Source organism: Bradyrhizobium sp. B124 (assembly GCF_038967635.1).
GTDB lineage: Bacteria > Pseudomonadota > Alphaproteobacteria > Rhizobiales > Xanthobacteraceae > Bradyrhizobium.
In genome coordinates, this window is record NZ_CP152413.1 from 98,784 (window position 1) to 112,448 (window position 13,665).

Here is a 13,665-nt window from a genome sequence, read left to right on the forward strand (position 1 = left end):
CTCGTACCAGGCGAGCTTCAGGGGCTTGGGAGGCGCTGCGCGCCGAGAAGCCGTGCGTTCGAGTTCGGTTGCGCTGGAAGGCAAGGAGCCCGCCCGTCATGACCGTTGCGTTAAGATATGGTGGCGGAACTCCCTATCATCGCGCGTCTGCGTACTCGCTCGGCCAAAGTGCAAAATGGCTCTTTCTGGCGGTCGTTTTCATACTGCCATTTCAACGAGTGCCGTTTGTTAATTCGAACCTACTCGGCATCCAGGGCTGCAAGCCCTTTAACCTGTTGTCAGCGGGAGTACTGATCTATTTGTTATTCCGAGTTTCACTCTTATCAGCGACCGACAAAATCGAACGGACGTCCATCCGCATTCTCTTGCTGTATTTCGTAACCTTCACCATTGCTTTCGCTAGGTCGATCCTGAATGCTCCTCTGCTTCATGAACGTCTCCCGGATGTATTTCCAGAGTCCTATCTGGATTACATCATGTCATACGGCATGGTTCCAGCGTTCTACATACTGCCATTTCTGTTCATTCTGAAGCGATGTCGCTCATTTTCGGAGATTGAGACAGTCGTGAACGCCATCTGCGTTTCGATTCTACTCCTATCGGCCAGCTTCATCCTCGTCGCCCTCATGAATCCATCGGCCGCACTTTCAGGGCGGGCCGCCGTTAACGATTTGTGTGAAGCCTACTTCGGCATCCACTACAATACGATGGGCACGATATACATCTGCACGGCGCCCTTGTTGCTGTACAAGGCACTTACTCGCAGCTCACTCTGGATAGTGCCCGTCGCCCTGTCGCTTTTGGGGCTCCTTCTGCTCTCATCGCGCAGCGCGCTTCTAACCGTTGCGGGCTCCTATGTTCTGATTCTGATTTACAAGCGCAAATTTGCTGTCCTGGCTGCCGGCGCTGCGATGGTGGCTATCGCATCCGTTCTCTGGATCGCGCCGACTATGGACGCCATCCTTTCCATTGGTTTCGACGGGACTTCGGAAGTGTCGGCTGATGAATTGCTTACTGGCCGGGTAGATTTCATCTGGATCCCGCTGCTCAATGAATGGACGAGTGATCTCGGCCTGTTTCTATTCGGCGCGGGTCGGTCCGGCATCATAACCAGCGACGCCTGGTACACGGGAACGTTGATACAGGCTACTCATGCACACAACGCAATTATCGATTTCTTTCTCGACTGTGGAGCGATCGCGACCGGCATTCTTCTCGCTCTTATGTGCGTCGGGATATCAACCGCGTGGCGCGTCGGCCGACGGTTGCATAGCGACCTGTATTGGGCCTTGTTTGCGTGCATCGTCGGCTATGGAATAAGTATGTTTACCGAGCGAGAGGTATTTCCATCGTTCGAGAACATGTACCTGTTCCTTCTCATCGCGATGATGGTCAACCTGGCGCGCCTGTCTTCGCGCGCGCGTCAAACCTCAGCATGAGCCGCGCCACGCTTGATGCGGGTGACGCGGGCGCCGCAAACGCAACGACAAGCCAGTGGAGGTAACTCCAGTTCTCCGTCTCTGAACGGAGTGACCTTCTTGCAACGGAGCAATCGAGCCCGCTTAATGGCGACATTTCACTTCGCATCGTTCCAATTGTGGTGCATTCCAGCATGACGCTGTTCGGGCAAGAGATAGTGGTTCGCAACAGCCCGATCGAAATCTGGAGCCTGGTCCGGCGGTACAGAATATGCCCCAAGCCAACCGGAACGATTTGTCGTTGTGCCTCGCAGGGACCGCTCCAATGATAGGCCCACTCAAGCGTCTCACGCAGCGCCTGCTCATCGGCGCTCTCGGATTTGACAATTATCTGTTCTTCGTCGCTCAAGCGCGCATCGCTACGATAAAGACGTTCCGTTATGAAGCCGACTTTCTGTACTTTCTTAACATGGTGCCGAACGACGGCGTGATCCTCGACATCGGCGCCAATATCGGGGTGACGGCCTATTTTCTGGCGGCGACGAAGCCCGGCTCCCGAGTCCATGCGTTCGAGCCGGGGCCCGAGAACTTCAGGAGCCTGACGCGCGTGGTCGCCCAGCATACGCTCGCGAACGTGACGGTTCACGAATGCGGCCTGGGCCGCCAGGCCGCAGCGCTTCCGATGATCATGCCCGTGATAGGCGGCATTAAGCGACACGCCCTGTGCCAGGTCGACGACGGGCACTCCGAATACAAGGAAGGCATCCGCTTCCAGATCAAGATAGAGACGCTCGACGATGTTCCGGAGTTGAAGACATGCACGGACGTGCACGCGATCAAGATCGATGTCGAGGAGTTCGAGGCCGAGGTGCTGAAAGGGGGCATGGAACTGATAAGGCGCTGCCGGCCGCTCATCTTCTGCGAGATATGGAAGCCGGAGAACCGTAACGAGATCCGTGCAATGTTCGAACGCGAGCGCTACCGTATGTACGGCTATGAGCATGGCATGCTCAAGCCCGCCGGATCTGGCCTCAAGAACTTCACAGGGAATTTCTTCATTATTCCCGATGAATGTCCGCTGCCCCAATAGAGGTCGCGCCGGTGTCCCGATTCCCGTCGCGCGCACGACAAGGCATGTGCGCGAGGGGACGCCAGGCACCCGTCGCAGCTCTTCGGTGCCAAAGTACTACTCACGAAGAGCGGCGCAGCGGCACGCAGTGCGCCATTGGAAGCGCCACCCGCCGTTGCGCCGGAGAGCCAAATGAGTTCAAATCGACTTGGGAAGCTCGGCTCCACTGGATAGATGAAGGAGCCGAGGCCAAGGGCTAGTCGCATCATGCTGCGCCTGATGCCGCTCTACCGCAGTCGAAAACAAACGAATTGTCGTGACGCGCATCCTGATTGTAACGCATAAGCCGCTCGCAAGCCTGACCAACGGGCATGACCTCCGTGTGTGGCACTTGTGCCGCGAATTGGCGAAGCGGCATGAACTGTACCTTTTGACGGTCAACCTCGGTTCAACAGACGAATCTAGCGCCAGCCTAGTTGGCTTGTCCGATGTCTTCAAAAAAATTGCGGAAACGCCGAAGTTTCCGGCTCACAGGCCCTCACTGAAGAGGCACTTCCGTCGAAATGATTCAGACTACTTCTCGCTCTCTTATCCGGATCACTTTTCAACGGTTACCAAGGCGATAGCTGGCTTCTGCGAAGAGAACAGTATCGATCACATGATTGTCTTCTGCCTCGTACTCGCAGAATTCGTCCGACCGTTTTCGAGCGAGAAGAAAATACTGTTCGATCTCATCGACAGTGAAGTTCTGACGTTGACCAGACAAATACAGTTCTTTCCGCCGTGGCCCGCGCAGCTGAGAACGCGTCTCGACGCGCGCCTGATGCTCGCGCGTCGTGCAAGGGCGGAGGCGTGTTTGCCGCTTTGGTTCAATCACGTCACAACCGTCAATGATGCCGATTCCGATATGGTCTGCAGGCTGTCTGGCAGAACTGCGAACGTCAGCACGGTACCGAACGGAGTCTCGCCCGACCTGATGGACGCATTTGACGCAAATGCGCGTGTCGCCAAGCGGAGGGGAGTGGCATTTTGGGGCAACCTTGCCTTCAAACCAAACGCAGACGCGGTCCGGTTTTTCTACCAGTCTGTCTATCGACCGTACCTGGCTCCCGCCGGAATTGAATGGTGCGTGGTGGGTAAGGATGCGGAGAATTGGCTTCTGGAAGAAGCAAAGCGAGACGACGGCATTCGCCTGACTGGATTCGTCGACGACATCTGCTCATTGCTCGCTGAGTATCCGATAATGGTAAACCCGATGCGAATTGGCAGCGGATTGAAGAACAAGGTACTTGAGGCGTTTGCCATGGGCCTGGCCGTGGTTTCAACGGGAGTAGGCATCGAAGCGCTTGGCATGGCGCGAGAAGGCGTCGATTATCTGCGAGCTGACGAGCCCGAGAAGATTGTGGCTGCAATCAAGCTGCTCATCGAAGACGAAGGCGTTCGGTATTCCATGATCCAAAGTGCTCGAAGAGTCATGCTGGAGCACTACACCTGGAAAAGGGTCGCTCGCGACATGGATGCACTCTTGGCTTCGGTGTGAGTGCCGCGACAGGTTCGGTAATGGCTGCCATTGGTATGACGCCCTGGTCTGACAGGATGATGCATCGATCGATCCTACGAGGTTGACGATGAGTGGCTCGAGAAAGGTGAGGCGAGAGTGATCCAATTGCCATCAAATCGTTGTTCGCTTCGTGCGATTGTCGTCTCGTCCTGTCTTTCTGGAAGTCCATCAGGGAGTTCTGATCGCTTTCCTGGAAGGTGCGGCGACCCCAATTCGCGCCTTTGGTCGCCGACGCCGTCGCGAGGTCGCTGACCCATGGCATCCATACTGCGTCAAGGAATTGCACTCTCGGCTGCTCAATACACCGAGCAAGTCATCATGTTGTTGACGCCGATCGTTCTGGTCCGAACGATTGGCGCCACGGCGTTTGGCGAATATCGGCTGTTCTGGCTGCTCGTAACCACGGTGGCCCTGTTGTTCTCCTTCAACATGCCCCGGAGCTTGCTTTTCTTCTTTGTCCGGCTGGATGCAGAGGGACGGCGGGTTTACGTCGGCCAGACGGTCTTGTTCCTGCTCGCCGCAACGACGGTTGCGGTGCTTCTGGTTTTTGCCTTTCGTCCTGTCCTTCCATCGGGCATGAAGGATCTGCTGCACGACCACGGGTTGTTGCTGGCGATGTTCCTGTTCGTGTGGAATCTGGGCTTATTGCTGGATGTGTTACCCAACGCCGTGGGGCGAATCCGTTGGCAAGCGCAAGCAATCCTGGCTTCGTCCGTGCTGAGAGCCGCGCTGATAATTTCCGCAGCAGTCGTTTTTCATCGATTTGAAGAGGTGCTAATCGCGGCGTTGATTGCAGCTAGCGTGCGCGTAGTACTTCTGGCTGTCTTCATCGCGCGCTATTGCGGCATTCGACTTTTCCCAATTGAGAAGGAGCAGTTCCGCGCGCAGCTTCGCTACGCTCTTCCGTTCGGTGTGGCCGGCTTGCTGTGGAGTGTACGGAAGCAGGCAGAACTGTGGATTGTCGCGACGATGTTCTCGTCGGGCATGTTCGGCATTTTTTCAATTGCAACCATGCTCCTCATGCCGTTCGAAGTCTTGAGAGGCGGGCTGGGGAACTTGCTCCTGCCGAAGATGAGTCATTTCCATTCATTGGGCCGCCACGAAGAACTGTTGCGCCTGAACAATCAGGGCAACGTCATCATTAGTGCGGTCATGTTCCCCGCGATCGCGGCATTGTTCGTCTTTGCGGAAGAAGTCATTCAGTTTCTGTTTACGAAGGACTACGTGAGTGGCGCTCCGGTGCTGCGCATTTATCTGATTCAAACATTGATCTCGACCGAGATTACCACTCTGCTCAACGTGTTTGGACAGGGTTCGGCCAACATGCGTTATGAAGCTGCGATCCTTCCGTTTGCCGTGTTAACAAGCCTGGCCGGCGTCTGGTACTACGGCTTGCCGGGGGCGGCGATCGGGTCGGTATTCACAACTTTCGTTGTGTATATCTTGTTTCTCAGAAGACTTTCAAAGGTGATGAGCATTCCGATCGCAAAGTTGCAGGACTGGAAGAATCTTGGACTAATTCTGGTCGCATCGGTGTTGGCGGCAGTGCTGGTACGGATTTCGTTTGATCTGCTGCAGGCGCCGGTTCCGGTTGCCGCGCTGGTTGGTCCGGCTGCGGTTCTGGTGTGTTATGTGGCGATGTTGTTTGTGACCGGATACTATCGAACACTGGCTGAGGTTCGGAGAGAATGGGGAGTTCTCGGGGCGTGATGGAAGGGTGATCCGCATTGCGCGGTTGCCTGAATATCAGCGCGAGGGCGCGACGGCCATCGAGAGAGGCTCAGTCATTATCCGGATTGTGGTGGATGCTCCTCCCAGGCGCGACCGACGAAGACCGGGCGTGATCAGGTGAGGAGCCACGGCGGGACGTTCACTTGTCAGTGGGCCTTCGGCTGGCCATCCGACCAGTCGTATTCGGTTGCGATACCGCGCATGATTTCGTTGGCCAACTCTCCGCCTTGATCCCCGTTCGTCATGATAACAGCGCCATCTCCATTTTCGAACATCGTCATCACGCTGACGAACCCGTCGTTGACGCCTGCATGTAGAATTCGTCGATGCGGCGCGACCCCCAGTACAATCGGACCAAGTCCGTAGTTGCCAAGGCCGGGTGTGAGCATTTGGAGAGCCGTAGCCTGCGACAGCACGGAAGCATCTCGACCGGTCCAGGCGCGGACCACACCCAGCGCAAAATGTGCAACGTCAGTAGGTGTCGTCCACAAACCTGCGGCAGCCAGCTCGGGATAGATATGCGGACCGCCCGGCACCGGCTCGCCGGTCGCTCGGTAGGGGGTTGCGGCCGTTGGAGCGTCACTTTTGGGCAGCGGCTGTAGGAAACTGCTGTGGGTCATCCCGAACGGCTTGAGGACAACTTCATCAAGCAATTTCGGAAACGGTTTGCCGGTCACGTCGATGAGCAGTTGCTGCACAACGGTGTAGCCGCCGCTGGAGTACTCGAACCGTGTGCCGGGCTCATGATCGACAACGACAGGCGCGGTATTTGCAGAACCGCATAGTGCAAACCAATCGTGCGCTGACGGCTGGAACCGGGTTAGGTCACGACACAAGAGTGACGCGCCATTGAGAACGTCGCCGAGTGACGGAATGGGGGCGCCTGCAGGATATCCCGGAAAATAAGGAACGGTTATACCAGCCGAATGATTCAGCAGTCTTCGAAGTGTAACCTTCGATTGATCGGTGAACGAGTTAGCTGGGAGCTTCCAGGTCTTGAGGGATAAATTGACGTCGTCATCGAGATCGAGCTTTGCGGCCTGAACCAATATGAGCGCCGCTACAGCAGTAACCGGTTTGCTGATCGACGCCGCCTGGAATAGAGTCTCAGGCGTTACAGGCGGACCGCCGATGCTAGCGTACCCGAATCCGCGAGCCTGGATTACGCCGCCGTGAACCACCGCAATGCTGACGCCGGGAACGTGCAGTTCGTTCATCCGATCAGCAAGTTTCATCGGAGGTGCGGCTGCGGTGTCAGCCCGCAGTCCATTCACGATGCGTTGCATGCGCTGTTCGAAGTCGACGTTGCTGCCTGCGAGCGCGCCGTCCTGTGCAAGCGAAGCCTGGAGGGTTGCGATGCTTCCTATGATGACGAGCGAGGCGATACGGCCGACGTTGAGAATCATCGACGTGGAGCTCCGCGGGCGGCCGGTGGATTGGACCATGCGAGGATTTCTAGCAAGAAGACGGCACGTCCGGTAGGGACGTCGTCAACCGTTGAAACTGCCGCCTCTGCCGGTGCAGTCCGCGGCCGCACGCGCCTGCAATCTGCAGCGAGACAAACCCCTTCCAGACGGCCGCAGAGCCATCCTTGGTCGGCGCACAATCCGAGCCGGCTGGCCCGGCTTTTCCTGTGATCGGGAATGGGTAATCCGAAAGGGTCGAGCCGCGTATCGACCCAAAAGATTATGCTTGTGAGAGAAGCAGGGCGCACCAGGAGCAGTGTGCCTTCAATCGACAGAGTTCGAGCGAACCCAGAGACGAGCCGAGCAGAGGGTGCAGTATATGACGGTCCTGATGCGCTTCTCCGGAGGTTTTGGGGGCGGCGTGGTTTTGAATGCAAGGAATTTCCTGACGGAAGGTGATGCGTTTACGCAAACACAGGAGGCGGCGTTCTTTGCCTCAATCCGGCTGCGGAACGGCACCTATAAGACCACCGATCATCATCGCCTCGATGATCTCAACAAGCTCGTTATCGATGAGTGGAAGAAACTCGGCAGCCAGCCGAGCCAGATCATGGACGTCGGCGTATCATCAGGGATTTCCTCCGTCGAATGGGCGGATGCCCTAACGCGCGCTGGCATCGAGGCGAAGATCCTGGCGACAGATCTGTGCATGCGCGGGAGCCTCGTGCGCCTGTTGCCAGGATATGAGGTCCTTCTCGATCGCGATGGCAAAGTGCTTCAGCACATCGTTGCCGACCGTCCGGTGCGCTGGTACCTGAATGGTCCCCGAGATTTTCTCAAGGGGACCGGATTCGTGGTCGCCGCGCTGAATACACTTGCAGGCGTGCTGCTGCCGCTAACGAACATGCGGGAAGGGGGGAAGGATGTCCTTCTGGTGAACCCGCATGCCCGCGACGACGCTCGGCTGAGCTTTGCCGAAGATGACATTCTGGCGCCTAACCCTGCTCATCTGCGCGGCCGGTTCAACGCAATCCGCGTGTCGAATCTGCTCAATCATGGCTATTTCAACGAAGCGCAGTTGCGTGGCGCGGTCGGCAACCTGAGGGATCGCCTGGTCGGTGCCGGTTCGTTCCTCATTGTGAATCGAACGCTTGCGAACGGCACCAATCACGGCACGCTCTTCCGGCTTAACGGCGCAAACAGATTTGAGACGGTGGCCAAGCTTCGGGAGGGGAGTGAGATTGAGAGTATCGTACTGTCGGCTTGACGCGGGACGATCGAGCTTCTCGATGAAGGCAGGGCTCGCTCTTTCGCTACACGAACTGAGAAGCCGTACACCTCGAGTTCGCGGGCAGAGCGTCGCAGAGCTTCTTTTGATTGTGCGGTCCTATTAGGCACGAGGTGTCGGGTGCGTATTCTCTCGATGGATTTTTCCATCCCTTATCTGATGAAAGATGAGAACTACCCGATCGGCGGGTGGGCGATCGAGCTCGCAGTGTGGCTTCGTGCGCTTGAGAACGCCGGTCACGAAACCGCTGTTCTCACCTGGAAGGGCGCGCTGGAGCACGTAGGTTCGGGACAGCAAATCAAACTTATAGAGACCTACGATCCCGCTCGTGGCATTCGGGTTGCGAAGTATTTTTATTCATATATTCCGAAAGTGTTGGCGGCCGCCCGCAGCTATCGCCCGGATATTCTGATCCAGGGAGTATGTGGAATACACACCGCCATCATGGCGTTCGTCGCCGATCAGCTGAAGGTTCCATTCGTCTATCGCGTTGTGAGTGACATAGATGTCGATGAGCGATGCAAAGCGCTTCTGCCATCCCATGAATGGATATCCTATTCGTGGGCCCGGCATCGCACCGCCGGGTTTCTCTGTCAGAATGAGTATCAACGCGGAAAGTTGGCAGCGCTTTTTCCGGACAAGCCAATCCACGTCCTGCATAATCCGTTTGCGATAGCAGAGGACGCGGCCGCTCCTTTGCCGCGCGCAGAACGCGGATATGTTGCCTGGCTCGGTGTCTTCCGCTATCCGAAGAACCTGCCCTTGCTTTTCCGGATTGCCCAGGCATTGCCGGCCGTCAAGTTTCGCGTAGCGGGGATGACGTCGCCCAATACCGATCAATCGACGATGGACGCCTTGAATGGCTTGCGTCAGCTGCCAAACGTGGAATTGGTCGGCTATGTGCGGCGGGCGGACGTTCAGAAATTTCTATCGGAAGCGACAATGCTTCTCTGTACGTCGGATTTCGAGGGCTTCTCAAACGCATTTCTGGAGGCGCTGGCGGTCGGCGCACCCATCGTGACGCGCCGGCACGTTGATCCGGATGCGATTGTCGAACGTCATGTTCTCGGCGCTTCAGTTGAAGACGAGTTGGTGCTTTCAAGAGCTGTGAGTGAGATTTGGAACATGGACGCCGGTGAATACAACGCGCTCAGTCGGCGATGCCAGATCTATGTCAAGGCAAATCACTCCCCGATGGTGAAGACTCACGAGTTGATGGCGGCTTTGACACCCCTTGTCGCCAGGTCGAGGCACTTGGGTGCAGCTGTTATGAACTGAGCCGCTCGCTCGTTGTCCATCGAGATCGGCGATGAGCAACGCGGGATGCGCGCGGTGAGGCGCTTAATCGGATCCGGCCGTTGATCTTGCTTCCGGCGTCAACAAGCGAGACAAGGGTCCGTCCTATCGGCATGACCGCTATCGACGGTCTGGTAGCGTGAACCGCCGGCGAGGTAGACTCGCTGGCCGCAAGGCTTCGCGCCGCGATGCAACTGACCATGCATTCTTTCCGAGCTTATGCCTGGCGGTAGTCCTTATTTTCCCTCGATTGAGCCCCTCGATAAATTGCATCGAGATTTGAATGGGTTACCTTTGGTCTGACTGCGCATTTTGCGACGGTCGCGGGACCGAACAGGGATGGCAATGAGAATAGTTTTACCCCTCATCTTCGCGCTGGCTGGGAGCATGGCGGAAACCTCCAATGGATCGACATCGAGCATTGCCAATGCGGGTGGTCGGAGAACGCTGTTGGCTGAGGGCCCATCCGCCGACGCCTACAATGCTGCCGGCACCGATGGGAATACAGCAACCAGCAGAACGGCTGCTTCGTCGGTCACGTCATTTTCCGGTAAGCCGCGAACCCGCTTTCAGATCGGCGACGTTAGCTACGGCGTTCACGTTGCAGACCAGGGCTATAGTCTGACCAATCCCGACCCCCAAACCCTGCGCTTCGAGGTCCGCAAGGGCGACCATGCGTGGTACGACAGCTCGTCCGCGGATCGTTCCGAGATCAATTCCACCGTGACCTATCCCGCCGCCACGCCCATCACGCTCAGCTACCAGCTCATGGTGGAGGCGAACGGCAGCAACGGGGCGCTCGTCAACAGCGCGACCGGTTGGTTCATCGTCGGACAGTGGCACAACGACGATGACGCTTCGGGCGTCGGAACCTCTCCTCCGGTCGCGCTGAACCTGCAGGGCGATCACCTGCAGGTGCTTGTGCGCTACTGCCCGCCGGGCAAGAACCCCAGCAACGGCGCAGGCTTCGTCGTTACCAAGACACTCTGGACCGACCCCAACCCGATCGTGACTGGCAAGTATCACGACGTGAAAGTGCAGGCCCAATTCTCGAACGACACGACCGGTTACCTGAAGGTCTGGATCGATGGGGCACCGGTCGTGAACTACAGCGGGCCGCTGGGCTTTGGGGTCGGCACCAATTGGGAATTCGGAATCTATCGGTCGTCGGCGCCCGAGACCGTTGCGGTCAACTATCGAAATTTGATGATAACGACCGGGTCGCTAACGCCTGTATCGTCAGAGCGACCGTGACCCACCGTGCGGTCTGCAGTGATGGGCTTTCTGCAACGGGGACAAGCGTCTGCCGACATGCAAAAGAAGACGGCTCTTGTCCTCACCTATCCCTTAGTTTGAATACTTTCTCATAAGCCGCCAAAAGCTTCGTCGATGCATGATGCCAGGCGAGTTCGCCACTAATTCGTTCCCGACCGAATGCGCTCATGGCTTCGCGCCGCGCCGGATCTTCCAAAAGCTCCAGTATTTTGTCGCCGAACTCGGCGGTGTCCGCATTCGGCACATACAACGATGCATCTCCCGCCGAAAAGCGGCCTTCTGTGAGGTCGAATTGGACGATCGGCTTGCCCAGCGTCATGTACTCCATGATCTTGTGCATCGTCGATATGTCGTTCATCGAACTGGGGCGGTCTGGATTCACGCAGACGTCGGCCGTCGACAGGATGGTGAATAGCGTGTCGTCATCGACACGGCCGGTGAATGTGACTACGTCATCCAGTTCGAGCGCCATCGCGAGCTTCTTGAGGTCGTCCAATTCCCGTCCGCCTCCGACGATCACGAACTGGATATCATCGCGGTTCCGTGTGCTGCGGATGTGCTTGATCGAATCCAGCAGCAGGTCGAGCCCTTCCTGTCGCGCAATAAGACCGACATATCCGACAAGATACTTCCGTCCCTTCTTCCAGGAGGGGTCCGGTGGAAGCGAGCGAACGCGGGACACATTCGGAGCGGAGCGCACAACGAACACGCGATCCGGGCGCATTCGGCCCCGTTCAATCGCAATGGAGCGATACGACTGGTTGGTGGCAATCGATACGTCCGACAACGCGAATGTGACGCGTTCGAGCAGGACCATAACGCGCCACAGAAGGCCACGACGTCCGAACTTCGCCTCGTAGAGCTCAGGATTGACGTCGTGCTGATCGAAAACAAACGACTTCCCGAACAGAAATTTGTGAAATGCACCGACGATGAAGATGAGATCGGGTGGATTACACGCGTGGATTACGTCAAATCCACGCGTTGCCAGAACTTTCACGCTCAGCACGAATTCCCAGAACAACGCCACGCTGTACTCGATGGCATAACCCAGCACCCCGCGACCTTCCGCAGGCATCCAATGGCGATAGACTGCTACTCCCTCGAGCATCTCGAATGAGGCCGTTGCGCCGTGTCCCTTGGGGCAAATCACAGACACTTCGTAGCCATGCCGCGCCAACGTGGTCGCTTCCGACCACACCCGGCCGTCGAACGGGACTGGAAGATTCTCGACGATGATTAGGACCCGGCCACGAACCGAGCCAACACCCGCTTGTTCGGATTTGCGCACAACGGTGTCGTCATGAGAGAGTGTTGACATCAATTACCCGTTTTGCATTCAGGGCCATTTGCTTCGCCCACCCTCGGGTATCGATGACGAGGTCGAATAGCTCCGACTCGGCGGCGGACTTTGCGATCAGCAACTTGCGAAGGGCGGGCAGATTGGCGAACGCATAGCCAAGGTTCTGCCCCAGCAGCTTCGACGGCTCGACGTGTGGATCGTAGATCGACAGGCCGATGTGCAAGCGGAGGAATTTGCGAGCCAGGTCGATGTTGGGACTTTCGCGAAGATCGTCGCTGTTCTCCTTGAAGGCAAGTCCCAACATGAGTACCCGTCCGCCGGGCGGGACCGCTTTCAGGCAATTCTCAAACAGGAAATTCTTGTGCTCGTCGTTCGATCTGAGCACCGAATCCACCAGCCAGGTATGCGCCCCGACATCGCTTGCGATGTATTGGAGCGCGCGAACGTCCTTGGGCAGGCAGGAACCGCCGAATGCGCCGCCCGGCCTCAGATAGTAGGGTGAAATGTTGAGCTTGGTGTCGGAAACGAAGATCTTGTGTACGGTTGTCGCGCTGATGCCGAGCTTGTCGCAAACGCGACCGACTTCGTTGGCAAAGGCAATCTTCACTGCGTGGAACGAGTTGTCGACGAATTTGGTCATCTCCGCCGTACGATAGGTGGTGTAGAAGACGGGCACCGCGATGCTCGCGTTCAACTCGTCAAGGACCGGGCACCGTTCCCCGTCCTTTGTTCCGACCACGATCTTCGGCGGATTGAAGAAATCTTCGATCGCTACCGACTCGCGCAAGAACTCGGGATTATAGACGACGTCGACGAGCTCCATCCTGCCGTTCAATGCGCTTTCGAAGATTGGCAGAACCAGATCCTCGATGGTGCCTGGCCGCATCGTGGAGCGAAACACCACAGTTAGCGTCGTCGTGCGGGTGGGGCCGATCAGGTCTGCGATCTGATGGGAAACTTCAGCGACGAAGCTCATGTTGTGAGATCCGTCCGGGGCGCTGGGTGTTCCCACGCACACTATTGCCAACGTGCAGCCGTCGAGATGCCCGCTCGCGTCCTTCGTCGCGCTCAGCAAGCGCTTTCGGACGGCGGATTCGACAAGTTGATCGAGGCCGGGCTCCGTGATTGGAGATTTCCCCGCATTGACGATCGCGACTTTCTCATCGCTGATGTCGACGCCGATGACCTCGTGCCCTTGCCTTGCGAGGCAAGCCGCTGCCGTCATGCCTACGTAACCGAGTCCGAACACCGCTATTTTCATCTGGATCCATCACGCGCATCAGGTTGCGCCGGCAACACTGGCGGCCTGTTTAGGGGT

Annotated in this window: 10 protein-coding genes; 7 read left to right on the forward strand and 3 right to left on the reverse strand. The window is 57.2% G+C overall.

Annotation, left to right across the window (positions count from 1 at the left end; translation table 11 throughout):
• Positions 1 to 98: 98 nt before the first annotated feature.
• The 4 genes from AAFG13_RS00360 (at position 99) to AAFG13_RS00375 (ending at position 5,758) form a co-directional block, all read left to right on the forward strand.
• The gene (locus AAFG13_RS00360; protein ID WP_342710781.1) at positions 99 to 1,439 is read left to right on the forward strand and encodes a hypothetical protein; all 1,341 of its coding nucleotides are present in this window, start codon (positions 99 to 101) and stop codon (positions 1,437 to 1,439) included.
• A gap of 304 nt (positions 1,440 to 1,743) precedes the next feature.
• Complete coding sequence (locus AAFG13_RS00365) at positions 1,744 to 2,508, forward strand: FkbM family methyltransferase (protein ID WP_212315363.1); 765 nt, start codon at positions 1,744 to 1,746, stop codon at positions 2,506 to 2,508.
• A gap of 295 nt (positions 2,509 to 2,803) precedes the next feature.
• Complete coding sequence (locus AAFG13_RS00370; RefSeq protein ID WP_212315361.1) at positions 2,804 to 4,027, forward strand: glycosyltransferase; 1,224 nt, start codon at positions 2,804 to 2,806, stop codon at positions 4,025 to 4,027.
• 276 nt (positions 4,028 to 4,303) lie between these two features.
• Positions 4,304 to 5,758 (forward strand): oligosaccharide flippase family protein, encoded by a 1,455-nt coding sequence (locus AAFG13_RS00375; RefSeq protein WP_342710782.1) that lies wholly within the window; start codon positions 4,304 to 4,306, stop codon positions 5,756 to 5,758.
• 167 nt (positions 5,759 to 5,925) lie between these two features.
• Here AAFG13_RS00375 and AAFG13_RS00380 read toward each other — a convergent pair whose 3' ends face one another.
• Positions 5,926 to 7,185, reverse strand: a complete 1,260-nt coding sequence (locus AAFG13_RS00380; RefSeq protein ID WP_342710783.1) for a serine hydrolase domain-containing protein — start codon at positions 7,183 to 7,185, stop codon at positions 5,926 to 5,928.
• A 379-nt stretch (positions 7,186 to 7,564) separates the two neighbouring features.
• On the opposite strand from AAFG13_RS00380, the gene AAFG13_RS00385 reads away from it, so the two are divergent.
• From AAFG13_RS00385 to AAFG13_RS00395, 3 genes are all read left to right on the forward strand, one after another.
• On the forward strand, positions 7,565 to 8,452 hold the full coding sequence (locus tag AAFG13_RS00385; protein ID WP_212315355.1) for a hypothetical protein: 888 nt from the start codon (positions 7,565 to 7,567) through the stop codon (positions 8,450 to 8,452).
• A 141-nt stretch (positions 8,453 to 8,593) separates the two neighbouring features.
• A complete protein-coding gene (locus AAFG13_RS00390; protein ID WP_342710784.1) occupies positions 8,594 to 9,751 on the forward strand; it encodes a glycosyltransferase family 4 protein in 1,158 nt (385 codons plus the stop codon).
• A 405-nt stretch (positions 9,752 to 10,156) separates the two neighbouring features.
• Entirely contained in the window at positions 10,157 to 11,023 is an 867-nt protein-coding gene (locus AAFG13_RS00395; RefSeq protein ID WP_342710785.1) for a heparin lyase I family protein, read from the forward strand.
• A gap of 82 nt (positions 11,024 to 11,105) precedes the next feature.
• Here AAFG13_RS00395 and AAFG13_RS00400 read toward each other — a convergent pair whose 3' ends face one another.
• The gene (locus AAFG13_RS00400; protein WP_342710786.1) at positions 11,106 to 12,365 is read right to left on the reverse strand and encodes a glycosyltransferase family 4 protein; all 1,260 of its coding nucleotides are present in this window, start codon (positions 12,363 to 12,365) and stop codon (positions 11,106 to 11,108) included.
• Entirely contained in the window at positions 12,346 to 13,608 is a 1,263-nt protein-coding gene (locus AAFG13_RS00405; RefSeq protein ID WP_212315347.1) for a nucleotide sugar dehydrogenase, read from the reverse strand. The genes AAFG13_RS00400 and AAFG13_RS00405 overlap by 20 nt, the downstream gene beginning before the upstream one ends.
• Positions 13,609 to 13,665 lie beyond the last annotated feature (57 nt).